22 protein-coding genes, 1 tRNA gene and 2 pseudogenes are annotated in these 21,300 nt (G+C 68.5%); 10 read left to right on the top strand and 15 right to left on the bottom strand.

Going from position 1 to position 21,300, the window contains the following annotated elements:
* Positions 1-51 precede the first annotated feature (51 nt).
* Positions 52-1,377: a sodium-dependent transporter gene (locus C469_RS07100; RefSeq protein ID WP_008005131.1), complete on the top strand. Its 1,326-nt coding sequence runs from the start codon at positions 52-54 to the stop codon at positions 1,375-1,377.
* Between the two features lie 673 nt (positions 1,378-2,050).
* On the opposite strand, the gene C469_RS07095 is transcribed toward C469_RS07100, so the two are convergent.
* Positions 2,051-2,377 carry a UPF0175 family protein gene (locus tag C469_RS07095; protein ID WP_008005129.1) on the bottom strand — a complete coding sequence of 109 codons (327 nt, stop codon included), beginning with the start codon at positions 2,375-2,377 and terminating at the stop codon, positions 2,051-2,053.
* Between the two features lie 701 nt (positions 2,378-3,078).
* On the opposite strand from C469_RS07095, the gene C469_RS07090 reads away from it, so the two are divergent.
* Positions 3,079-3,669 (top strand): 50S ribosomal protein L15e, encoded by a 591-nt coding sequence (locus tag C469_RS07090; RefSeq protein WP_008005127.1) that lies wholly within the window; start codon positions 3,079-3,081, stop codon positions 3,667-3,669.
* A gap of 692 nt (positions 3,670-4,361) precedes the next feature.
* Here the strand turns inward: C469_RS07090 and thsB are convergent.
* The 5 genes from thsB to C469_RS07070 all read right to left on the bottom strand — a co-directional run bounded on the left by thsB (position 4,362) and on the right by C469_RS07070 (position 7,625).
* Positions 4,362-6,008, bottom strand: coding sequence for a thermosome subunit beta (gene thsB / locus C469_RS07085; RefSeq protein ID WP_008005126.1), 1,647 nt, complete (start codon positions 6,006-6,008; stop codon positions 4,362-4,364).
* A gap of 405 nt (positions 6,009-6,413) precedes the next feature.
* Positions 6,414-6,581, bottom strand: coding sequence for a hypothetical protein (locus C469_RS17155; protein WP_169330828.1), 168 nt, complete (start codon positions 6,579-6,581; stop codon positions 6,414-6,416).
* A gap of 293 nt (positions 6,582-6,874) precedes the next feature.
* Positions 6,875-6,956: transfer RNA gene (locus C469_RS07080), tRNA-Ser, on the bottom strand.
* A 27-nt stretch (positions 6,957-6,983) separates the two neighbouring features.
* Positions 6,984-7,244, bottom strand: a complete 261-nt coding sequence (locus tag C469_RS07075; RefSeq protein ID WP_008005124.1) for a hypothetical protein — start codon at positions 7,242-7,244, stop codon at positions 6,984-6,986.
* Positions 7,245-7,625 (bottom strand): Rid family detoxifying hydrolase, encoded by a 381-nt coding sequence (locus tag C469_RS07070; RefSeq protein WP_008005122.1) that lies wholly within the window; start codon positions 7,623-7,625, stop codon positions 7,245-7,247.
* A gap of 119 nt (positions 7,626-7,744) precedes the next feature.
* Here C469_RS07070 and C469_RS07065 point away from each other — a divergent pair, with 119 nt between their 5' ends.
* Positions 7,745-8,212 (top strand): DUF7577 domain-containing protein, encoded by a 468-nt coding sequence (locus tag C469_RS07065; RefSeq protein WP_008005121.1) that lies wholly within the window; start codon positions 7,745-7,747, stop codon positions 8,210-8,212.
* A 54-nt stretch (positions 8,213-8,266) separates the two neighbouring features.
* Here the strand turns inward: C469_RS07065 and ubaA are convergent, their stop codons facing one another.
* The 5 genes and pseudogenes from ubaA to C469_RS16295 form a co-directional block, all read right to left on the bottom strand.
* Positions 8,267-9,079, bottom strand: a complete 813-nt coding sequence (gene ubaA, locus C469_RS07060) for an SAMP-activating enzyme E1 (protein ID WP_008005118.1) — start codon at positions 9,077-9,079, stop codon at positions 8,267-8,269.
* Positions 9,080-9,346: 267 nt separating this feature from the next.
* On the bottom strand, positions 9,347-9,598 hold the full coding sequence (locus tag C469_RS07055) for a hypothetical protein (RefSeq protein WP_008005116.1): 252 nt from the start codon (positions 9,596-9,598) through the stop codon (positions 9,347-9,349).
* A gap of 70 nt (positions 9,599-9,668) precedes the next feature.
* Positions 9,669-10,991, bottom strand: coding sequence for a DNA repair protein NreA (nreA, locus tag C469_RS07050; protein ID WP_008005115.1), 1,323 nt, complete (start codon positions 10,989-10,991; stop codon positions 9,669-9,671).
* 81 nt (positions 10,992-11,072) lie between these two features.
* Positions 11,073-11,144, bottom strand: a pseudogene (locus C469_RS17740) (transcription factor TFIIB); the annotation flags it as partial.
* 35 nt (positions 11,145-11,179) lie between these two features.
* Positions 11,180-12,172, bottom strand: a pseudogene (locus C469_RS16295) (transcription initiation factor IIB); the annotation flags it as partial.
* Between the two features lie 140 nt (positions 12,173-12,312).
* Between C469_RS16295 and rnhA the strand changes: the two are divergent.
* Both rnhA and C469_RS07030 read left to right on the top strand, forming a co-directional pair.
* The gene (rnhA, locus tag C469_RS07035) at positions 12,313-12,909 is read left to right on the top strand and encodes a ribonuclease HI (protein ID WP_008005112.1); all 597 of its coding nucleotides are present in this window, start codon (positions 12,313-12,315) and stop codon (positions 12,907-12,909) included.
* On the top strand, positions 12,896-13,591 hold the full coding sequence (locus tag C469_RS07030; protein ID WP_008005110.1) for a DUF7108 domain-containing protein: 696 nt from the start codon (positions 12,896-12,898) through the stop codon (positions 13,589-13,591). The genes rnhA and C469_RS07030 overlap by 14 nt, the downstream gene beginning before the upstream one ends.
* Before the next feature lie 120 nt (positions 13,592-13,711).
* Here C469_RS07030 and C469_RS07025 read toward each other — a convergent pair whose 3' ends face one another.
* Positions 13,712-14,071, bottom strand: coding sequence for a PadR family transcriptional regulator (locus C469_RS07025; RefSeq protein WP_008005108.1), 360 nt, complete (start codon positions 14,069-14,071; stop codon positions 13,712-13,714).
* A 385-nt stretch (positions 14,072-14,456) separates the two neighbouring features.
* On the opposite strand from C469_RS07025, the gene C469_RS07020 reads away from it, so the two are divergent.
* The gene (locus C469_RS07020) at positions 14,457-14,990 is read left to right on the top strand and encodes an inorganic diphosphatase (RefSeq protein ID WP_008005106.1); all 534 of its coding nucleotides are present in this window, start codon (positions 14,457-14,459) and stop codon (positions 14,988-14,990) included.
* A 131-nt stretch (positions 14,991-15,121) separates the two neighbouring features.
* Positions 15,122-15,247, top strand: a complete 126-nt coding sequence (locus tag C469_RS17620) for a hypothetical protein (RefSeq protein ID WP_008005105.1) — start codon at positions 15,122-15,124, stop codon at positions 15,245-15,247.
* Positions 15,248-15,252: 5 nt separating this feature from the next.
* On the opposite strand, the gene C469_RS07015 is transcribed toward C469_RS17620, so the two are convergent.
* Positions 15,253-16,050, bottom strand: a complete 798-nt coding sequence (locus C469_RS07015) for a helix-turn-helix transcriptional regulator (RefSeq protein WP_008005103.1) — start codon at positions 16,048-16,050, stop codon at positions 15,253-15,255.
* Positions 16,051-16,144: 94 nt separating this feature from the next.
* Complete coding sequence (locus C469_RS07010; protein ID WP_008005099.1) at positions 16,145-16,393, bottom strand: hypothetical protein; 249 nt, start codon at positions 16,391-16,393, stop codon at positions 16,145-16,147.
* A 210-nt stretch (positions 16,394-16,603) separates the two neighbouring features.
* On the opposite strand from C469_RS07010, the gene C469_RS17615 reads away from it, so the two are divergent.
* The gene (locus tag C469_RS17615; protein ID WP_008005097.1) at positions 16,604-16,735 is read left to right on the top strand and encodes a DUF7503 family protein; all 132 of its coding nucleotides are present in this window, start codon (positions 16,604-16,606) and stop codon (positions 16,733-16,735) included.
* Here C469_RS17615 and C469_RS07005 read toward each other — a convergent pair whose 3' ends face one another.
* The gene (locus C469_RS07005; protein WP_008005096.1) at positions 16,736-18,886 is read right to left on the bottom strand and encodes a caspase family protein; all 2,151 of its coding nucleotides are present in this window, start codon (positions 18,884-18,886) and stop codon (positions 16,736-16,738) included.
* A gap of 171 nt (positions 18,887-19,057) precedes the next feature.
* On the opposite strand from C469_RS07005, the gene C469_RS07000 reads away from it, so the two are divergent.
* A complete protein-coding gene (locus tag C469_RS07000) occupies positions 19,058-20,014 on the top strand; it encodes a succinylglutamate desuccinylase/aspartoacylase family protein (protein ID WP_008005094.1) in 957 nt (318 codons plus the stop codon).
* The gene (locus C469_RS06995; RefSeq protein WP_008005092.1) at positions 20,014-21,243 is read left to right on the top strand and encodes a threonine synthase; all 1,230 of its coding nucleotides are present in this window, start codon (positions 20,014-20,016) and stop codon (positions 21,241-21,243) included. The genes C469_RS07000 and C469_RS06995 overlap by 1 nt, the downstream gene beginning before the upstream one ends.
* The last annotated feature ends 57 nt before the right edge of the window (positions 21,244-21,300 follow it).

Here is a 21,300-nt window from a genome sequence, read left to right as displayed (position 1 = left end):
GCCTCGGAATCGAACGTTTTTATACGGTCAATCCGCCGATATCCGTCGAGTATGGTACAACGAGAGTCGTGGGCAACGCGGGCGGGATTCATCCTCGCGGCGGCGGGCAGCGCCGTGGGGCTCGGAAACATCTGGCGGTTCCCCTTCCTCACCGCCGAGTCGGGCGGCGCGGCGTTCCTCGTCGCGTATCTCCTCCTCGTCGTCGGGGTCGGGCTCCCGCTCGTGCTGGCGGAGTTCGTGATCGGGCGCCGGTCGAACCGGAACGTGATCGGCGCGTTCGAGGAGCTCGGCCGATCGAACTGGCGGTTCATCGGCGGGCTCGGCGCGCTCGCCGGCTTCGTCATCCTGTCGTACTACAGCGTGGTCGGCGGCTGGGTGATCCAGTACATCATCGCGAGCGTCACGGGGGCGTACACCAGCGACCCCGCGGCGTACTTCGAGTCGGCGTCGGCCGGGGCGAACGCGATCGCCTTCGACGCGCTGTTCATGGCGTTCGTCGCCGGCATCGTCGTGCTCGGCGTTCGGAGCGGACTCGAGCGCGCGGCGAAGTTCATGATCCCGAGCGTCGTCGTCCTGCTCGTGGTCCTCGCCGGCTACGGCGCGACGCTGGAGGGGGCGGCCGAGGGGTACGCCTTCTACCTGTCGCCGGACGTCTCGACGCTGCTCGGCGACGCGCTCGCGCTGCTGCCCGACGCGGCCGGACAGGCCTTCTTCACCCTCTCGCTCGGGATGGGCGTGATGGTCACGTACGCCTCCTACCTCGGCGAGGACCGCAGCCTGCTCAACGACAGCCTGATCATCCTCGTCGTCGACACGTCCATCGCGCTCCTTGCCGGGCTCGCGATCTTCCCGTTCCTGTTCTCGCAGGGCGTCGACCCGGGGACGGGCGGCCCGGGGACGGTGTTCGTGGCGCTCGGGACCGCGTTCGCCGAGTTCCCGGCCGGGCGAGCGGTCGGCACGGTGTTCTACGTCGCGCTGTTCATGGCCGCGGTCACGAGCGCGTTCAGTATCCTCGAGGTGATCGTCGCGTACGTCACCGAGACGTTCGACGTCGATCGGAAGCCCGCGACCGTCGGGCTCGCGGTCGCGATCTTCCTCATCGGGATCCCGACCGCGATCGACATACGGTACCTCAACGCGTACGACGTGCTCGCCAACCAGGTGCTGCTCATCGGCGGCGGGCTCCTGCTCGCGGTCTTCGTCGGCTGGGTGTACGCCGCCGACGCGGTCGACGAGTTCCAGCGGGGTACGCGCGGCGGCGACGCGCTCAGCGCGATCTGGATCTGGCTGCTCCGAGTCCCGATCGTCCTGATCCTGCTGTACGTCCTCTACTTCGGCGTGCAGGCGACGATCGAAGCCATGCAGGCGGCGCTCTGATCGCCTCGGGGCACCGCTGACCGGCGGGCGCCGGGTCGATCTCGCTTTCTTTTTTCCTTCCGTTCGCGCCGAGCCCTTGGGCCATCTCAGGGATCACGCTCTGCGGGTCGGTCACGTCCTGCGAGTCGGTCACGCCCTGCGAGTCGATAACGGAGTCTATCACGTCTCCGTCACCGATCGAGAAACGCGTCGATGTCGCGGGCGGGCGACCGGAACCCGGCGTCGTCGATCCAGCGTTTGAGGTAGCTGTCCGCTGTCTCCGGGTGAGATCGCCTGATTCGACGGCGCGGACGAGAACCCCGATCGATCCGGTCACCGCCACGTCGTGTTGTCTCGCGGTCTCGCGTGCGTCGCCGTCGTCGGTGACGATCGTGCCATCGATCGAATCGGTGACGGCTAGGGCTTGCGCCTCTCCCGGATCGAGCGTCTCGCGCAGTTCCGCCTCGATACGCGTCGATGCGGGGGACGGTGCAACGACCGGGACGGTCGCGTCGAGCGCCGCGAGAGCCGCGTCGAGATACGGGTGAGTTTCGACGCCCGATTTCGAGCTCTCGCTCGACGGCGGCGACGGTGACGACGCGGGGAAGGCTCACGAGGAGGTCGAGCCGATCGACGTGAGCGAAGTTGGAGAGTACACTGGTGTCGAGCACGATCGCTTCGGCCGGTGGTCGCGTCATTCCAAGTCGCGGGCGGTGTCGATTTCGCTTCTCGCGTCGGCCATGTCCTCGGGGCCGATCCGGAGTTCGACGCCCTCCTCCCGGATGATGTCCCGCATCTCGAATCGGTCGACGCCCGCGAGTCTGGCGGCGGTCCCGAGCGTGATCGTCTCGTCGGCGTACAGCGACACCGCGGCAGCGATCCGGGCGTCCGGGTTCGACTCGAAGTATTCCCGGATAACGTGGCGGATCGCGTCGCTCTTGTTCTCGAAGATGCCCGCCTCGACGGCACCGTCGATCAGGTCGGTGAGGTCGTCCGGGATGGTGGCGGTCGTTCGGGGCATAGCGCTACCGCTCGTTGTATTTCACACAATATATGAATTTCGCCGACGCTCGCGGCCGTCGCCCTCGAACCGACCGGACCCGACATGCGGACCGCGTTCGCGGTGTGTGCCTCTGCGGGTCTCGCAGTCGATCGCGGGCGGGCGGCCGCGCGCGTCGCCGTCGACGCCCGGAACGCGTCGCAAAGACGCGCGATCCCGGCGTCGAGAGGGAGCGTGCGGCGCGGCCGGACGCGACCCCCTACCCGGGGCGGCGTCGTCGCGTCCGACCGCGCCCGGTGAGAGCTACGTCGCCGATCGCCCTAAAGACCCCGCGGGTGGGCGGCGTCGACGCACAGGGAGCCTCCCGTCTCGCCCACCGCGCGCAAGCGCCGTCGACCCGCGCGACGCGGTCGCGGGCTCGGCGCCGGGATGGTCGAGTCGAGCTTGCGAGCGCTTCGGCGTCGTCGGTGTAGCCGATCGCCGAGTGCTACGCCGATCACCGCGTGCCACGATCACCGCGTGCCACCTATCCCCACGCGAACGCCGTAGCGAAGCGGTTAAGGGCGAACCGCGGGAAATACGGGCAACTCGCTGGTGCGGACACAGCGGGCACTCGCCGCCGGGGCCGGCCTCGACGCCGACGCGATCGTCGACGTCGCGCCCCGGGACGAGACGACATGTGGCCGCTTCGCGGCTGAATCGCAACCGTCCGCGGACAACATATGGCACGAAGCTTCTACTCGCACATCAAGGAGGCGTGGCGGTCCCCCAAGGAGGGGAAACTGGCAGAGCTGCAGTGGCAGCGCAAACAGGAGTGGCGCGACGAGGGCGCCATCGAGCGCATCGAGCGCCCCACCCGCCTGGACAAGGCCCGCGAGCTGGGCTACAAGGCGAAGCAGGGCGTCGTCGTCGCCCGCGTGAGCGTCCGCAAGGGCGGCTCGCGCAAGCAGCGACACAAGGCGGGTCGCCGCTCGAAGCGGCAGGGCGTCAACCGGCTCTCGCGTCGCAAGTCGATCCAGCGCATCTCGGAGGAGCGCGCCTCGCGCAAGTACCGGAACCTCCGCGTGCTCAACTCCTACTGGGTCGGCGAGGACGGCTCCCAGAAGTGGCACGAAGTGATCCTGGTGGACCCGAACCACCCCGCGATCGAGAACGACGGCGACCTCGGCTGGATCGCGTCCGACGACCACAAGGGGCGCGCCTTCCGCGGGCTCACCTCCGCCGGCACCAAGGGTCGCGGCCAGCGCACGCGCGGGAAGGGTACGGAGAAGACCCGCCCGAGCGTCACCGGCAACGACCGTCAGGGCAAGTAAGCCGACCGCGGTTCCGACCCCGACCGACTTCTCTTCGTTTATCAGTCGCGTAGTGGCGATGTCGGCGTCGTCGAAGCTATCCCCGGCTGTGGTGAGCGAGTGACTGGCGCTGCGGCTGTCGTGATCGACAACTCCGCGGTGGATCTCTCTCACGTCCTCGTCGATCGCTTATAAGTAATTGTTGACGGTGGCTCGACGGTGAACACCTCCAAAGCCCCAGTCGGTGAGGCGGGCGCACGCTCGCTGCGGTCCTCGGTCGCTCGCTTCGCTCACTCCCTGTGGTCCTTGCGTCCCCTGCGCCCGCCTCACCGACTGCCCCTTTGAGTCCCACCCGACCGCACCGCACAGCCTCACGCCTCCCCAGCCTCGTCGCTCCCTTCGGTCGCGACTCCCTCGCGCCGGCGTCGCCGGCGGCTCCGCCGCCGGCTGCCAGAGGGACCGAAGGTCCCTCGCGGTTCGCGGCCCAAAGGGCCGCTCACCGGGGCGCGCCACCGCCACGTTAGTTTATAAGTGACCGTCACCGTCGCTCACGGGCTTTTAATTATCGTAGCGTTGCCGCCGGAATCGCTGTCTCAACTGCGACGGATTTCAACAGCGCCAAAAAACGAAAACGGGGGAACGCGAGCGTGCGTGTTCGAGTACGGTACGCGGCCGGAGAGACGTCTCGGGAGTGTAAGTAACCTACCGAGTGGTTACATCGCACCGCCCATGCCGCCCATGCCGCCCATACCGCCGGCGGGGGCGCCGCCCTCGTCGCCGTCGCCGCCGGTCGAGAGGTCGCCCGCGGAGATGATGTCGTCGATTTTCAGGACGAGGTTCGCGGCCTCGGCGGCGGAGGCGATCGCCTGCTCCTTCGCGTGGGCCGTCTCGACGACGCCGGCCTCGGTCGTGTTCTCGACCTCGCCGGAGAAGACGTTGAGTCCCGCGTCGGTGTCGCCGGCCTCGTGGGCCGCGCGGAGGTCGACGAGCAGGTCGATGGCGTCCAGCCCGGCGTTCTCGGCGAGCACGCGCGGGATCAGTTCGAGCGAGTCGGCGAACGCCTCGACGGCGAGCTGCTCGCGCCCCTCGACGGAGTCGGCGTAGTCGCGCAGCCGGCGGGCGAGCTCGACCTCGATGGCGCCGCCGCCGGGCAGGGTCCGCCCGTCGGAGACGGTCGTCGAGACCACGTCGATGGCGTCCTGAATACCGCGCTCGAGCTCGTCGACGACGTGCTCGGTGGTGCCGTACAGCAGGAGGGTGACGCCGTGGGCGTCCTCGCCCTCGACGTAGAACAGCTCCTCCTCGGCGTCGCGCGTGACCGTGCCGACCGCGAGGTCGTCGGCGGTGAGCGAGTCGAGGTCGCTGACGATCGGCGCGCCGAGCACGTTCTTGAGGAAGGACAGGTCGGACTTCTTCGTCCGGCGGACCGCGAGGATGCCCTCCTTCGCGAGGTAGTGCTGCGCGAGGTCGTCGATCCCCTTCTGGCAGAAGACCACGTCGGCACCGCTCTCGACGATCTTGTCGACCTTGTCGCGGAGCTGCTCTTCCTCCTGATCGAGGAAGCGCTGGAGCTGGTCAGGCGAGTCGACGTTGACGGCGGTGTCCACGTCGGCCTCCTCGACCTCGATCGGGTCGTTGAGGAGGAGGACGTTCGCGTCCTCGAAGTCGGTCGGCATGTCGTCGTGGACGGGGTCCTTGTCGATGACGGCGCCCGAGAGCAGCCGGGACTCGCCGGCGGCGCGCCCGGTGCGCGTCTCGATGTTGAGGTTCGCCAGGTCGACGACGTGGGAGCCGTCGTCGGCCTCGACGGTGACGCCCTGGATCGCGCGGACGACGAGGTCGGCGAGCGTGTCCTTATCGAGCTCCGCGCCCTTGCCGGTCATCGACGTCTCGGCGACGCTTTTCAGGGTCTCGGTGTCGTCGGGGTCGACCCGTGTGGCGACCTCGTCGACCTGTTCGCGGGCGTACTCGCTCGCGAGGTTGAAGCCCTTGATGACGGCTGTCGGGTGGATGTCCTGCTCGAGGAGGTCCTCGGCGTTCTTGAGAAGCTCGCCCGCGATAGCGACCGCGCTCGTCGTGCCGTCGCCGGCCTCGTCCTCCTGCGTCTCGGCGACTTCGACGATCATCTCGGCGGTCGGGTTGTCGATGTCCATCGTCTGCAGGATGGTGACGCCGTCGTTCGTGATGGTGACGTCGCCCATCGAGTCGACGAGCATCTTGTCCATCCCTTTCGGTCCGAGCGTCGAGCGTACGGACTCGGCGACGCCGCGCGCCGCGGAGATGTTGTACTCCTGTGCGTCCTTGTCCTTGACGCGCTGGGCGTCGTCGCCCATGATGATCATCGGCTGACCCTGCTGCATTCGCTGGCTCATACAGCGTTTGATTGATTGTGATTCTATATAAATGTGTCGTTGGCTGGCGTCTTGTCCCGTCGCTCGCGTCCCGCGAGTTCGCCGCGAAAAGCGCATGACTCCGCGGCTCTCGACGGAATATTATGTGTATAGTTAGCACGCAACTGTATCGCGCTCGACCGCCCTCATCTCGGGCGTTTATATACTCTTTCAGCGGTGTCGTCGATTCCGGAGGGCCTCCGTACTGTGCTTTGCTGTCGGGCCGTCGCTATTGACCAGTGGTTGTCGGGCCGTCGCTATCGAGATGTCGCTGTCGGGGCGTCGCTACTGATCTGTTGCTGTCGGGTCGTCGCTGTGAGGGCGTCGGTCCGAACTACCGAACGAGAACGGAGAAGCGGGGTCGGCCGCGAGCGGTCACCGATCGAGCTCGTCGGTCTCGGTGAGGTACTCCGAGTCGACCTCGTCGAGCGTCGGTTCCGGCGGTTCGTCGGCGGCGTCGAGCTCGCGTCGGTTGAGGTGACTCTCTAACTGCCGGCGCTTGTTCCTCCCTTTCTGCTCGCGACCTGATTTCGTGTCTGGCATCGTCATCCGTGTCAACACTACCCACACTTATGAGTCTTGTGTCGGTGTGCGGGAACGTCCGCGAGGCGGCCGAACGGCGTCGCTTCGCTGTCGCGGTACTCGCTCGTCGCGGTCGCTCCTCGCTCGTTGTTGCGACAGCGAAAGACGCCAGGAGAGGGATTTGAACCGAAATTAGACGTGCTCGCTCACTACGTTCGCTGTGCGCGACTGACAGGGTTCAAATGCGCTGGCGCTTCACTGTCGCGGTACTCGCTCGTCGCAGTCGCTCCTCGCTCGTTGTTGCGACAGTGAAGCGCCAGGAGAGGGATTTGAACCCCCGATCCCGGAAGGGAACACGCTTTCCAGGCGTGCGCCTTACCACTCGGCCATCCTGGCTCGGTCCGAGATAATCCGGTGAGACTGTTAAGTCCTTCTTTTCGCGTGGAGTCGGTGTTCGGTCGCGTACGCGATCCCGCCGGACGCGGCGGCGATCGCCCCCGCGAGCGCGAACAGCCCGGCGTACCCGAAGGGGAGGTCGCCGTCGAGGAGCAGGTACCCCTGCGCGAGCACGAGGAACGCGAACCCGCCGCCGAGCCCCCACAGCGCGGCCGACCACGCCCTCGCCCGCGGGGTCGCCGGGACGCCGGGCGGCTCTGTGGTCCCCCCGACGGAGTCGTCGGCCATCTACTCGACGACGGCGACGGCCTCGATCTCCACGCCGACGCCCTTCGGGAGCGCCCCGGCCTGCACGGCCGACCGGGCGGGCGGCGACTCCTCGAAGTAGCCCGCGTACGTCTCGTTCATCTCGTCGAAGTCGTCGATGTCGGCGAGGAAGACCGTCGTTTTGAGCACGTCCGCGGGCTCGGCCCCCGCCTCGTCGAGCACGGCCACGAGGTTGTCGAGCGCCCGCTCGGTCTGGACGGCGATCGACGCGTCGTCGAGGAGGTCGCCGTCCGGCGTCAGCGGGATCTGCCCGGCCGTGAACACGAGGTCGCCGTTCGTCGTCGCCTGACTGTACGCGCCGACCGCCGCGGGGGCCGCGTCGGTGTGGACTGTCTCCTTCATACGCGTTCGCCTTCGACGGGCGTCCCTAAAGTGACCCGGGAACGCGTCGCTCTCCCGGTGGCGCCGCGCCCCCGCCACCACCGTTGCGCCTATATCCCTCGCGTGCTAACACGCGGCACATGACGGGTGCAGAAATCGCCCCGCTCGTCGCGATCCTCGGCGCGGTGGCCCTGATCAACCTCGCGTTCGCGTGGCTGTTCACGCGGGGAGACCGGAACCCGACCGACTTCTTCGGCTCGGCGCGGGGCCCGTCCGAGGACGCGACGTTCGACGTGAGGCGGGACCGCGACCGCGGGTCCGATCCCGAGAGCGGGGTCGACCCGGGGACCGACCACGAGGCTGGGACCGGGACACACCCGGGGCAGTCCCGCGACGGCGCCACGGATTTCGCGGTGCCCGCTGGGGAGTCGGGTCCGCCGGGCGAGCCGCCGCCGCTCGACGCCGCCGACGAGACGGTCGTCTGCCGACACTGCGGGGCGGAGAACCGGACGGGCTACCGGTACTGTCGCTGGTGCGTCCGCTCCGGGTTCGTTGACGAGGGGGCGGGCGGCGCCGCGGACGCGGCGATGCCGAACCGATCGCTGTGAGTCCGCCGCTATCGCGGCGGGCCGTCGTTCCGTCGCGGTTCCACCGCGACGCGCTCAGTCCGCGTCGACGCGACACCCGCCCGAGTAATCGATCCCCTCGATCGTCTCGATGCCGTCGCCGCCACAGACCGGGCAGTCGGGGTTCCGCTGGTACGGCACGGATTCGAAGGTCATGTCCATCGCGTCGTAGAAGAGCACGCGCCCCTCGAGCGCCTCGCCCGCGTCGAGCAGGAGCTTGATCGCCTCGGTCGCCTGGATACACCCGACCGTGCCGGGAAGCACGCCGAGCACGCCCGTCGCCGCGCAGTCGGGGACGGTCCCCGGCTCCGGCGCTTCCGGGAACAGACACCGGTAGCAGGGGCCGTCGGGGACGAGCGTCGTCGCCTGTCCCTCGAACTTGTAGATGGCGCCGTGGACGACGGGAAGCCCCTCGATCCGGGCCGCGTCGTTGACGACGTACCGCGTGCGGAAGTTGTCCGCGCAGTCGACGACGAGGTCGTAGCCGTCGAGCAGGTCGCGGACGTTCCCCTCGTCGAGCCGCGTCTCGTACGTCTCCACGTCGATGTCGGGGTTGAGCCGGTCGACGTACCGCGCCGCCGACTCGACCTTCGGTTCGCCCACGTCGGCGTCGCCGTGGATCACCTGTCGCTGGAGGTTCGAGCGCTCGACGACGTCGTCGTCGACGACCCCGAGGGTGCCGACGCCCGCGGCCGCGAGGTACTGGATGACCGGCGCGCCGAGCCCGCCGGCCCCAACTACCAAGGCGCGCCCGTCGAGGAGCCGCTTTTGCCCCTCCGGGCCGACTTCGTCCATGATCACGTGCCTGGAGTACCGGTCGAGCTGGTCGGCGTCGAGCGAGAGACTCATGGGTCGACGTGGGGGATGAGTCGGTATAATCGTGTTCCCGACCGTACGTGAGATCGGTCGTCGTCGCTGCGGTTGATGCTGTGTGTTTATCTGAACAGACAGACTGGCTCGACAGAGACGGCCGGACACGACCCGTGGCCGTTCCTCCCGGTGCCGACGCTTCTCCTCCCGGCGGTGCTGTTGGCGCTCATCCCGGTCGGTCATAAACCGCTGACGCCGGATCGGCGGCGAAGCCGCCGGCGACCCCGGCGCCGCCGCCTCGTTCGCTTATAAGCGATCTTCGCCGTCGCGCTCGTCCGGGTCGTCGTCCACCGTCTCGCGGATCCGTTCGACCTCCGCCTCGAGCTCCGCGATCCGCTCGGCGTCCACCCCGTCGTCGTCCGACCGCAGCGTGAGAAGCAACACGACGCCCGCGACGGCGACCGCGGGGACCGCGACGAAGACCACGAGGATGATGAGGATGATCAGCAGCTCGGGGCCGCCGGGGATTCCGCCGAGCGCGGGGACCGTCGAGACCATGAGACCACCGATTCGGCGACGCGACTAAAACGATCGGGGGCGAGCGGCGAGCCTCACCGCACCCGACTTCTCACCCTCGGTCGACGAAGTCGCCGAGGTTCGCCTGCAGTCCGGCCGCCATCGTCGACTTCCGCCGGAGGCGACCGAGCGAGACCGGGAGGTGGTCGGCGACGCCGCGGACCGCCTCACCGAACGTCTCGGCGGTACCGCGTTCGCCCTCGAAGGCGTTCCGGACCGCCTCGCGCACCTGCCAGACGCCGACCGGCCCCCAGTAGTCGTCGGAGACGTGCCGCAACACGAGCGCCTTCGCCTGCCGTCCGCGGTCGTCGAGGTGTTCGAGGACGCCCATCCGGGCCGCGTAGTAGGCGCCGGCCGTCTCCTCGACGTAGCCGGTCCGGCCCTCGCGCCCCTCGCTGGCGGCCGCGAGATACACCCCCGCCTCGGGGTCGGGGTTCCAGATCGATCCGGGCGACTTCATCTCGACGAGCTCGTACTCCCAGCGTCCGGGGACCAAGACCACCCAGAAGGCGTTGCCGAGGTACTCGTTGCGGTGGACCTCGATCCGGTCGACCGTCGGGTTGTCGCGGATCGACCCGCGGAGGAACTGGCCGACCGTGTCGTCGACGGCCGTGATCGACCAGCGCGTCGGGACGAGCCGGCGGTTCTCGCCCTGCCCGAGCGCGCCCGCGGAGAGGATCGTGTTGATCTCGTACACGTCGAACCCGCGGCGGTAGAGGTACGTCATCGCGCCCTCGGCGCGCCAGTCGTCGTCCTCGAGGGTCTTTTTCACCGGGCGCGGGACGTGGGGGTTCTCGCCGAGGTCGGCGGTCCGGGCCGCGGCGCGCGGGCCGGTCGGCGTCTTGATGTCCTCCGTGCCGATATCGAAGTCCAAGTCAGGAGAACCGTCGAGCCCGATCTCCACGTCGACCGGGCGGTCCGCGATCGCGACCTCCCGTTGAACGCCGAGCCACCCGTCCCACGCGTCGTGGACGCTCTCGGCCGGCCCGCCGCCGAGGGATTTGACGCCGCCGGTCGCGCCGGCGTCCGCCACGTCGACCCCCCGCGTCGAGTTGAGCAGGCTGGTCCGCCGGTCGAACACGTCGCTGATGGAGACGCCCTCGTCGTACCACGCCGCCGAGGTCTCGAAGCGCTCGGCGCGCTCCTCGCGGCCGACCGGGGAGAGCAGCCCGGTCGAGACGTTCGGGTAGTTCGCGCGCCCGACGAAGATGGAGGGGGAGACGCTTCCGACCACGGCGTCGTCGGAGACGTGCTCCTCGAAGCGCCGCTCGAAGGAGTCGAGGTGGTCGAGGATGCCGTAATCCTTCTCGGCGGCGAGGCGCCGCCGCTCGGCGCGCTCGTTCGCCTCGAACTCGATGAACTCGTCGAGCCGCATTCGGATCGGGGTTGGTCCCGCGCCGGCTTGAACGTTGCTAGCGAGAGAGAAGAACGCGACCGGGGGACCGCCCCGCGACGCCTAGCTGTGGATCCCCATCGCCTCGATCTGCTCCTGGTACCGGTTGCGGATGGTGACCTCGGTGACCTGCGCGACGTCGGCGACCTCGCGCTGGGTCTTCTTCTCGTTACAGAGCNGATCTGCTCCTGGTACCGGTTGCGGATGGTGACCTCGGTGACCTGCGCGACGTCGGCGACCTCGCGCTGGGTCTTCTTCTCGTTACAGAGCAGGGAGGCGGCGTAGATCGCTGCCGCGGCGTACCCGGTCGGAGACTTCCCGGAGAGCAGCCCTTTCTCGGCGGTCGTCTCGATGATCTCGTTGGCCTTCGACTGCACCTCCTCGCTCAGCTCGAGCTCGGAGGAGAAGCGGGGGACGTACTTCTTGGGGTCGACGGGCCGCATCTCCAGGCCGAGCTCCTGAGAGATGTAGCGGTAGGTCCGCCCGATCTCCTTGCGTTCGACCCGCGACACGTCGGAGATCTCCTCGAGCGAACGCGGGATCCCCTCCTTGCGACAGGCGGCGTAGAGGGCGGCGGTGGAGACGCCCTCGATCGACCGCCCGCGGATGAGGTCCTCGTTCAACGCCCGGCGATAGATGACGGAGGCGACCTCGCGGACCGACCGCGGGACGCCGAGCGCGCTGGCCATCCGGTCGATCTCCGAGAGCGCGAACTGGAGGTTGCGCTCGCCCGCGTCCTTCGTCCGAATCCGCTCCTGCCACTTGCGCAGGCGGTGCATCTGCGACCGCTTCTTCGAGGAGATGGAGCGACCGTACGCGTCCTTGTCCTTCCAGTCGATCGTCGTCGTCAGCCCCTTGTCGTGCATCGTCTTCGTCGTCGGGGCGCCGACGCGCGACTTCGACTGCCGCTCCGAGTGGTTGAACGCGCGCCACTCCGGACCGGGATCGATCTGTTCCTCTTCGACAATGAGTCCCGTTTCCTCGTGTATCAGCTCCCCGTCGGCCGTCCGGGTGAGCTCCTCCGGATCGAAGTCCTCCGGGTCCAGTTCGTCGGGGTCCAACTCCGCCGCGTCGACCCCCTCGGCGTCGGTTTCAGTCTCGTCGGCGTCCTCGTCCCGCACACGCTGCCGGTCGTGATCCCGTTGCCGGGTTGGCCGTGTCATCGCATTTATATACTATCCTAACGGATTAACTTAAAAGTTCGTTAAGGTGTTGCTGTGTCACACACTGGCATTCAACTCGAACCGCGGACTCCCGCGGCGGACGGACAGCCCTTTGTCCCGCGAGCGCGGAACGCGATCGAATGCCGACGATCGACTGCGATCCGGCGACCGCGCGGTCCCGCTTGGCGGACGCCGGCGTCCGGATCGACGAGGGGAACACCGCCCACGAGCGGTGGCGCGCGGAGCGGGAGGGCGCCGTCGCCGTCGCGTACGACGACAAGGTCGTCGTGCAGGGGAGCGATCCCGCTCGCCTGACCGCCCTGCTGAACGAGGGCGGCGGGCGGGCGCACGTCTACTTCGACGGCGCCTCGCGCGGGAACCCCGGTCCGGCCGGGGTGGGCTGGTGTCTGGTCACGTCCGACGGGATCGTCGCCGAGGGCGGCGAGCGAATCGGCCGCGCCACCAACAATCAGGCCGAGTACGCCGCGCTGATCCGGGCGCTGGAGGCCGCCGACGAGTACGGCTTCGACGAGATCGACGTCCGCGGCGACTCCCAGCTGATCGTCAAGCAGGTGCGCGGCGAGTGGAACGCCAACGACCCGGAGCTCCGCGAGCGGCGGGTCCGCGTCCGGGAGCTTCTCGCGCGGTTCGACCGGTGGTCGATCGGTCACGTTCCGCGAGAGATAAACGAGCGCGCCGACGATCTGGCGAACGAGGCACTCGATGACGCGAACTAACGACGAGCCCCCGGAGTGGGCGAAGGAACGGGCGCGCGAGGTGATGGCGGCGGAGACTGACGACGACGGAGCGACCGGCGGCGGAGCGACCGACGACAGAGCGGCCGAGGGCGGCGACGCCGACCGCGTCCCCGACGTGCCGGCCGAGACCGTCGACGAGGCGGAGCGGCTCACCCGGCTCGCCCGACGGACCGAGGACGAGTCGGCCGCCGCGTTCTACCGCGAGCGCCGCGACGAGCTGGTCGACGAGCACGGCTACGTCCCGCGGCTCCGCGACGAGGACGACACCCTGGTGTTGTACCCCGACGAGTGGATGGACGACGGCACGGTACAGCTCGACCGGATCGAGACGACGGACCGGGCCGTCGAGGTGTCGCTGTCGGGGCCGGGCGACGCCGACCGCTACCGCGAGGTCGCCGCGTACAACGACGCGGTCGCCGACGCGGTCGCCGACGCGCACGACGCGGTCCACGCCGACACCGCCCGGAGCTTCGCGGCGTTCATGAGTAACCACTACGTGCGCGCGGTCGACGACGCGACCCCCGAGGTGCGCGAGGAGTTCCGCGAGGAGTACTTCCCGCGGAACGGCTGGCCGAGCGACGAGCAGCTGGCGGTCCTCGACGAATCGCTGGACGTGATCGAGTCGGTCGCGGCGGACGTGGACGGTCCCGAGGAGTCGTAGGCCGAGGCCCGCGGAGCCCCACGGAGCCGTCGCTCGGGTGTCGAGCGCGCGCGGTTTTCACCGCGCTCGTGTGCCAAAAGTGTCGGTTTTCCGCTCGGTACGCCTGCGACGCGGCCGTCGTTACTCGCCGAGGAGCGCGCGGACCTCGTCGGCGCGCGCCTCGTCGGTGACGAACCGGTCGAGGACCCACTCCAACTGGCCGAGGACCGCGTCGTGGCCCGCCTCGGTGAGCTCGTACTGGTTGGTCCGCTTGTCGAGTTCGCTCTTCTCGACGAGCCCGTCCTCCACGAGGTCGTCGAGGTTCGGGTAGAGCCGCCCGTGGTTTACCTCGGAGCCGTAGTACGACTCCAGCTCGCGCTTGATCGCGAGCCCGTACATGGGCTCTTCCGAGAGGATCGCGAGGATGTTCTGTTGGAACGCCGTCAGGTCCGCCGCCGTCCGCGTCGTTGATTCATCAGTGACTGATTGTGCCTCTGACATAGTTGGGTGAAGGGAACCCGAACTTATAACCTTTCTCAAGGTTCACGAACGTTTAAATACTTCATCAGGAGTTAATCCGGCGAATCACACCGCTACTCGGGAGAGCGACTTCGAGGGCGCCGATCCGGTCGAACCTCGATATCGAGCGATCTCCGAGTTCGGCCGGGAATCTCCGACAGATCGTCGATCGAATCGGGCCGTTCGGGCCAGATGTGCCACCCGAGATCTCGGCGCTTCTCGCCGGAATCAACGTCGTTCGGGGGGTGGCTGGGCGGTCGGTAGCGGCCGGGCGGTCGGTAGCGGCCGGGCGGTCGGTAGCGGCCGGGCGACCGCCGCGACGAGAACCCGAAAGGACTTTGCGAGCGATGGACGGAGTACACCCCACATGGTCAACCTCTGGGAAGATCTCGAGACGGGACCGAACGCGCCGGACGAGATCTACGCCGTCGTGGAGTGTCTCAAAGGCGAGCGGAACAAGTACGAGTACGACAAGGACATCCCCGGCGTCGTCCTCGACCGCGTGCTGCACTCGAACGTCCACTACCCGTACGACTACGGCTTCATCCCGCAGTCGTACTACGACGACGAGGACCCCTTCGACGTGATGGTGCTCGTCGAGGACCAGACGTTCCCCGGCTGCGTCGTCGAGGCCCGTCCCGTCGCGCTGATGAAGATGGACGACGACGGCGAGCAGGACGACAAGGTGATCGCGGTGCCGACCGAGGACCCGCGCTTCGACCACATCGACGACCTCGAGGACATCCCCCAGCAGATCCGCGACGAGATTGACGAGTTCTTCTCGACGTACAAGAACCTCGAAGCGGGCAAGGAGGTCGAGACCCTCGGGTGGGAGGACAAGCAGGCCGCGAAAGACGCGATCGAACACGCGCAGGACCTGTACGACGAAGAGTTCCAGTAGGCCGAACCGGAACCGGAGGCGGTGCCGACAAGACCGTTTTCATAACTTTCAGGCATACCGATCCGCGTTGCGGATGCGTTATGCCCATGGGTAATTTTTTGAGACCGGGTCGCCTACGGGTACGTAGAGCAATGAGCGCACACAGCCAGTCGTCCGTCGCCATCGATCACCCGACGGTCGTGCCCGTCAACTTCGAACCGGAGGACGACAGCGACGACGCCGGGGACGCGGCAGACGACGGACGGGCGGAACGGTAGCCGACTCACGCGTTCTCGACGACGGCGGAGAGGAGCTGGGCCTCGTCGACGAACGACTCGAACCGGTCGTCGACCCACTCGATCACATCCGAGTCCGTCGATTCGAGCACGCAACGAGGGTTGTTTCTGCGGTCGTAGGCCGTCACGCACGCGACGTCGTCGTGCCGGAAGATCCCGTATTCGACCGGCTCGGAGCAGACGTACACCGTCGCACCGTCGTCGTGGAGCGCCCGGTCGGTCGCCGCGCCGAACTCCGCGATCGACTCCGCGACCACGTCCCGATCGATGACGAGTTCGACCTCGGCGCCCGCGTCGATCGCCTCCGCGGCGGCGTCGTTGAACTGCTGGATGACGATGGGCGAGACCGCGCGGATCTCCGAGCCGCACCCCTCGCGCAGCAGCTCGGTGAGTCGGTCGACGGCGGCGAGCGGGTTCCGGTCGGCCGCGATGGTCAGCTCTCCGGTGCCGATCGCCGAGGGAGGGAAGTCGGCGCCGACGCGTTCGAGGTCGGCGGCGAACTGCCCGTATCGGTCGGCGACCTCGACCTCGTCGAGCAGCGTCTCGTACGCGTCGTGGATCCGGGCCCCGGTCGGCGTCACGTGGTAGGCCGCGTCCCGTTTGACGACCCAGTCGCGCTCGCGGAACCCGGAGAGGATGCGCTGGACCGTCGTGCGGGTCGCGTCGACCGCGGCCGTGAGGTCCGCCGGCCGGCGCGGCTCCTCGCGAAGCGCCCGGAGCATCGCGACCCGGACGGGCGATCCGGCGAGGTACTGCGCGCCGTCGTGTCCGTCGTCGGCCGTCATCGTACGACCCGTGTGTTCAACCACCGCACTGTTAACCGTACCGCGTTACGCTTCGAGGGGGCGGTAGACGGCACCGATCGGCTCTGCGACCCGCTCACGGTCGGTACCGGAACGAGACGACGGTCCCGATGGTGTCCTCGCCGTCGATGGCCTCGGTGGTGACGGTCGGAGAGACGACCGCGTCCGCGCCGAGCGCCTCCTCGATCACCGCGGTGAGCGCCTCGGGGTCGGCGCCCTGCTGGAGCACCGGCACCCGGACCTGCCGGCGGTTGACGGCGACGTCGCCGAGGTCGTAGTCGGTGTGCTCGAACGCGTCGCGGATCGCTGCCTGAACGTCGGTCATGACTCTCCCTCCGACGGGGAGGCTGAAAAAACGGGAGGCCGACCCCTCGAAACCGGCTTCACGACGGCGGTCATAGGTGGCGACAGAGCGAACGGACTGGCACGCATCTCGACTGTAGCTATTAATTCACTATTCATAAGTATTTAAATATCTGAGAATAGTTACCGCAAAACGGTTTTGATGTTAATATCACGCGATATTCTGTGTAATATGCACGAAAGTGTTGCAGACTACGTGGCAGAGCACCCGAAGATGGCCGGCGTCCTGTTCACCGCGCTCCTCCTGCTGACGCAGGCGGCGCCCGCGGCGGCGAACGCAGTGGCAACTACCCCTGGCCCGTAATTAATCGAATCCATCGCTCCAAATTAAGCCTTCTTCAACAAATACCGGTAGTACTTCCAAATTGAGGAACTGTTCCAGCTGCGTATCCTTTACCTCAGTTAGTTCCATACTCCCAGGAACATAATAATTGATGAAGTTAGAACGGATATTTGGAGTAGCTAGCGAACCAGAGCCATATGGTCCATTTGGATATACTTTGACAGATAGCGACCAAGGTGCGTCGTCATTTTTTATATTAACGACAACAGCCGCACCACTCCGACTCTGACAGATCGTCGTCCCCCCGTCGCCGACGACGATGTACTGGTGGCCGGTGATCAGCTCCCGCTTGGCGACGTGGAGCGCGGTGCGGAGGTTGAAGCCGCTGTTCATCAGGCGGGCGATGATGCGGCCGAGCTGGGTCGCCGGCGAGTTCGCCACGTCGGAGAGGGTGACGATGCCGCCGCGCGAGCCGCGGTGGACGAGGGCCTCGCCCTGCTGGTACGACTGACAGGCGTTGAGCAGGAAGGCGCTGACGCCGACGTCGAGGTCGGCGGCCGTGAGGTCGAGGTACTCGTCGGTGCACTGCATCCCGCGGTCGTCGACGTGGCCGATGTAGTGCAGGAAGTCGACGTCGGACTGGAGGGTCTCGCGCATCTCCTCGCGGGTGAGGTCGTGGCGCACCTCGATGTCGAACTGGACCATGTCGCGGAGACCGTACAAGTCGGCGACCTCGCCCTCCTCGCGCATCTGCTCGTCGTTGCAGACGACGAGCACGGAGATCCGCGACTGCTCGACCGCGCCGGCCTCCAGCCGGCGGTGGTAGGCGTCGAGGGTGGCCTTGTTGGCGTCGAGCGGGACGCCGGCGCCGATCCACGCGTGCTCGACCGTGTCGACGGGCTCGGGCCGCACGAAGTCGGTGTCGGCCGCCACCGCGCCGCGCTCCGAGGAGGCGCCGACGCCGCGGGTGGGTTCGGTTTCGACGCCGCGGATGGGTTCGGCCTCCGCGGCGCCCCGCACGAACTCGTCCGGTCCGAGGGGCGCCGCGTCAGTCGGCGCGCGGCCGGTTCCGGTCCCCGGCCCGCGGAAGAACCCGAGCCCGCCGCCCTCGCCGGCCGTCGCGGGAGTCACCGTCTCGGGAGACCGGACGATCGACAGCTCGCCGGCCACGAACGGGAGCATCTCCACGTTCTCGGGGTCGGGGCGCACGTCGGTCGTCAGCGTCCACTGGGGGAGCTCCGGCTCGACGCGCTCGAAGGGCACGTCGAGGTACTCGCCGAGCCGCTCCGCGAGCGGGAGGTCGTACAGGCGACCCCAGTCGAGGTCGAGATCGGTGGTCTCGCGCTCGTGGAGGTCGACCGGGTAGAACCCCTCCGTGCGCGCGAGGCAGTCGAAGTGGAACGCCTGCCGGAGCACCTCGGCGGTCCGACGCTCGAAGTCGGGTTCCAAGGCGTGCGTCCAGCCGGCGCCCTCGATCCGGGGGGTGTCACCCGGGACCACGTCGGCGGCGAAGTAGTACGCCAGCGAGACCACCGGGTAGAGGTAGCGGTACTCCGGCGGGACGACGATTCGAACCCCGGAGTCGAGCGGTTCGACCCGGTCGGGGACGCGGAACTCCTCGCCGGGCTCGATCAGGGGCGGATGCCCGCGGAGGGTGGGGAACGACCGCTCCGGGCTCGTCGTCTGGAGCGCGGAGCCGAGCAGCGAGACGGCGTCCATCAGCGACTCGGGGTCGGTGGGGGTCTCGATCGTCCCCGCCGGCACCTGGTGGAGCGACCGGAACCCGAGCGTGACCTCGGCGGGGGCGTCGAGGTCGATCCGGGTCGTTCGCTCCGTCGTCGACACCGAAAAGGGCGCCGCGAACGCGAGGTACAGCTTCGTCGGCGCGGGGTCGATCCCGACGTGGTACGTCCCGGCCGGCATCGCGTAGGAGTCGCCGCGGGTGAGCAGCGTCCCGTCGCCGGAGCGCGTCTCGACCACCGCGACGCGGGGGATCTCGATGACGCCGGTCTCGACGGTCACGCTCGCGTCGACCGGGAAGTAGTGGGCGCCCTCGGGGCTCGCTGTCGGCTCCACCGGCCGGTCGGTGTACACCTCGAACTGCGTGTTCTCGATGTGGTCCGTGACGGTGATCCCGGCCGCGTCGGACAGCGGGTCGATGTCGATGCTCATGTGGGGGTGACCGCGTTCGGTCGGTAGCGCGACCGCCGCGGCGGGGTCCGACGCGGCGGAATTCGACGCGGTCGTCGTTACCGACTTCTGGGGCGACCCGGCGATAAAGCTTGTGTCGGGGGATCGCCGCGGACCGAACGGATAAAGGGGCGCCCGGCCCACGTTCGCGTAATGATCACGCTTGGAACGGCTCGCGCCTCGCCGGGGGAGACGGACACGGGCCGTCTCGAGGTCGGCGAGACGCGGGACGGGAGTCCCGTCCGACTGCCGGTGGCCGTTATCAACGGCGCCGAGGACGGCGAAACGCTGTACCTGCAGGCGGTCAGCGATGGCGACGAGCTCAACGGGCTCGGCGTTGTCAACCGCGTCGTCCCCCGGCTCGACCCGGCGGAGCTGTCGGGAAGCGTCCTCGTCGTCGGCGTCGTCAACTACTTCGCGTTTCAGGTCGCCGAGCACCGGAACCCGATCGACGACCGGAAGATGAACCGCGGGTACCCCGGCGACGAGGACGGGACGACGAGCGAGCGCATCGCCCACGCGACGTTCCAGGCCGCGAAGCGGGCGGACCTCATCTTAGACCTCCATCAGGGATCGACCAGCCGGATGATAAACGAGACGCGGGTCCGCTGCGGGGTTCGCCACCATCTCCACGGCGACTGCCTCGAGCTGGCGAAGGTCTTCGGCTGCGGCCACGTCCTCGACATCAAGGGGCCCGACGGACAGCTCGCACGCGCCGGTCCGGAACACGGCATCCCGACCGTCGACCCCGAGCTCGGCGGCGTCGTCGGCTGGGACGAGGAGTCGATCCGATACGGCGTCGAGGGCGTCTTCAACGTGCTCCGCCACTACGGCTTCCTCGACGGCGACGTGGCGCTCGAACGGCAGGTCAGGGCGCGCGGCTTCGACCAGTACGGGTCGCCCGCGGGCGGGCTGGTCCGGTTCGAGCGCGAGCTCGGCGAGCGCGTCTCGACCGGCGACGTGCTCTACAAGGTGACCGACGTGTTCGGCGAGCTGAAAGGGCGAGTGACCGCCGACGACGACGGCGTCTTCTGGCGCACCCGACGGCTCCCGCAGGTCGCGGCGGGCGAGTACGTCTGTTCGGTCGGTACCAACGTCGACGAGTACTGATGCCCGGCGACCGCGACCCGGACCGAGACCGGTCCGACGACCGAGGCTCGATCCGGGACCTCGCCTGTCCCGAGTGCGGCGCGACCGTGCGGGACCGGTGGCGATGCGAGTGCGGCGCCCCGCTGGAGTTCGCCGACCCGCCGATTCCGGAGAGCCGGGATCGGGACTCGATAGACGCCCGAGACGGCCTGTGGGCGTTCGATGCCTTCCTCGCCGTCGGCGACGACCCCGCCGATCGGGTGACGCTCGGTGAGGGGATGACGCCGCTCGTCGACGCGGACGGCCGAGCGAACAGCGGCGAACCGCCCGGCGCCGGCGACTGGAACGCCGCGTTCAAACTGGAGTACGTCTTTCCCACCGGCTCGTTCAAGGACCGCGGCGCGACGACGACGCTCACCCGGGCCCGCGAACTGGGCGTCGAGCGCGTCGTCGAGGACTCCTCCGGCAACGCCGGCGCCGCGATCGCGACGTACGCGGCGCGCGCCGGGATCGACGCCGCGGTGTACGTCCCGGCCGACGTCAAGGAGTCGAAGCTACGCGCGATCCGCCGGGCCGGCGCCGAGCCGGTCCGGATCGAGGGGAGCCGGGCGAACGTGACGGAGGCGTGCGTGGCCGCGCTGGGCGAGGGCGGCGAGGGCGAGCGCGGACGCGAAGGCGATTCCGGGGACTCCGAGGGTTCCGCGTGGTACGCCAGCCACGCGTGGAACCCCGCGTTCTTCGAGGGGACCGCCACGGTCGCCTACGAGATCGCGTTCCAGCGCGGCTGGGAGGCCCCCGACGCGGTCGTGACCCCGCTCGGGCACGGCACCCTGTTCCTCGGCGCGTATCGGGGGTTTCGCCACCTAGAGCGCGCGGGCTGGATCGACGAGGTCCCGCGGCTGTTCGGCGCGCAGGCGGCCGGGGTCGCGCCGATCGTCCGCGAGCTCCACGGCGCGGACGCGGCCGATCCCGAGGGGCGCGTCAACGCGGCCGCCGACGGGATCCAGATCGCCGAGCCGGTCCGGAAGCGGGAGATCCTCGCCGCCGTCGCCGACACCGACGGCGACGCCCTCGCGGTCACGCAGGCGGCGGCCGAGCGGGAGCTTGACCGGCTCCACGCCGCGGGGTTTTACACCGAGCCGACCTGCGCCGTGGCGCCGGCGGCGCTCCGGGAACTCCGCGAGCGCGGCGTCCTCTCGCCCGACGACGACGTGGTCGTCCCCCTGACCGGGAGCGGGCTGAAGGGCTAAGCGCGGCGCTCTAGCGATCGTTCTACCGCCACCCCTTTTCAGTCTCGCCCCGTGGGA

Origin of the sequence: Halorubrum lipolyticum DSM 21995, from assembly GCF_000337375.1 — an archaeon.
In the GTDB taxonomy this organism is placed as follows: Archaea; Halobacteriota; Halobacteria; order Halobacteriales; family Haloferacaceae; genus Halorubrum; species Halorubrum lipolyticum.
Note: the sequence above shows the minus strand (reverse complement) of the source record. Positions and strands in the feature narration are given on the sequence as shown.

Bases quoted from the DNA above. Each gene is read 5' to 3' on its own strand.
- C469_RS07000 (WP_008005094.1), top strand. From the start codon at position 19,058: ATGATCACGCTTGGAACGGCTCGCGCCTCGCCGGGGGAGACGGACACG.
- C469_RS07070 (WP_008005122.1), bottom strand. From the start codon at position 7,625: ATGAAGGAGACAGTCCACACCGACGCGGCCCCCGCGGCGGTCGGCGCG.
- C469_RS17620 (WP_008005105.1), top strand. From the start codon at position 15,122: ATGAGCGCACACAGCCAGTCGTCCGTCGCCATCGATCACCCGACGGTC.
- C469_RS07100 (WP_008005131.1), top strand. From the start codon at position 52: ATGGTACAACGAGAGTCGTGGGCAACGCGGGCGGGATTCATCCTCGCG.
- C469_RS07055 (WP_008005116.1), bottom strand. From the start codon at position 9,598: ATGGTCTCGACGGTCCCCGCGCTCGGCGGAATCCCCGGCGGCCCCGAG.
- C469_RS17155 (WP_169330828.1), bottom strand. From the start codon at position 6,581: ATGCCAGACACGAAATCAGGTCGCGAGCAGAAAGGGAGGAACAAGCGC.
- C469_RS07095 (WP_008005129.1), bottom strand. From the start codon at position 2,377: ATGCCCCGAACGACCGCCACCATCCCGGACGACCTCACCGACCTGATC.
- C469_RS17615 (WP_008005097.1), top strand. From the start codon at position 16,604: ATGCACGAAAGTGTTGCAGACTACGTGGCAGAGCACCCGAAGATGGCC.
- C469_RS07065 (WP_008005121.1), top strand. From the start codon at position 7,745: ATGACGGGTGCAGAAATCGCCCCGCTCGTCGCGATCCTCGGCGCGGTG.
- C469_RS07020 (WP_008005106.1), top strand. From the start codon at position 14,457: ATGGTCAACCTCTGGGAAGATCTCGAGACGGGACCGAACGCGCCGGAC.
- nreA (WP_008005115.1), bottom strand. From the start codon at position 10,991: ATGCGGCTCGACGAGTTCATCGAGTTCGAGGCGAACGAGCGCGCCGAG.
- C469_RS07005 (WP_008005096.1), bottom strand. From the start codon at position 18,886: ATGAGCATCGACATCGACCCGCTGTCCGACGCGGCCGGGATCACCGTC.
- C469_RS07030 (WP_008005110.1), top strand. From the start codon at position 12,896: ATGACGCGAACTAACGACGAGCCCCCGGAGTGGGCGAAGGAACGGGCG.
- C469_RS07025 (WP_008005108.1), bottom strand. From the start codon at position 14,071: ATGTCAGAGGCACAATCAGTCACTGATGAATCAACGACGCGGACGGCG.
- C469_RS07010 (WP_008005099.1), bottom strand. From the start codon at position 16,393: ATGACCGACGTTCAGGCAGCGATCCGCGACGCGTTCGAGCACACCGAC.
- C469_RS07090 (WP_008005127.1), top strand. From the start codon at position 3,079: ATGGCACGAAGCTTCTACTCGCACATCAAGGAGGCGTGGCGGTCCCCC.
- ubaA (WP_008005118.1), bottom strand. From the start codon at position 9,079: ATGAGTCTCTCGCTCGACGCCGACCAGCTCGACCGGTACTCCAGGCAC.
- thsB (WP_008005126.1), bottom strand. From the start codon at position 6,008: ATGCAGCAGGGTCAGCCGATGATCATCATGGGCGACGACGCCCAGCGC.
- C469_RS06995 (WP_008005092.1), top strand. From the start codon at position 20,014: ATGCCCGGCGACCGCGACCCGGACCGAGACCGGTCCGACGACCGAGGC.
- C469_RS07075 (WP_008005124.1), bottom strand. From the start codon at position 7,244: ATGGCCGACGACTCCGTCGGGGGGACCACAGAGCCGCCCGGCGTCCCG.
- C469_RS07015 (WP_008005103.1), bottom strand. From the start codon at position 16,050: ATGACGGCCGACGACGGACACGACGGCGCGCAGTACCTCGCCGGATCG.
- rnhA (WP_008005112.1), top strand. From the start codon at position 12,313: ATGCCGACGATCGACTGCGATCCGGCGACCGCGCGGTCCCGCTTGGCG.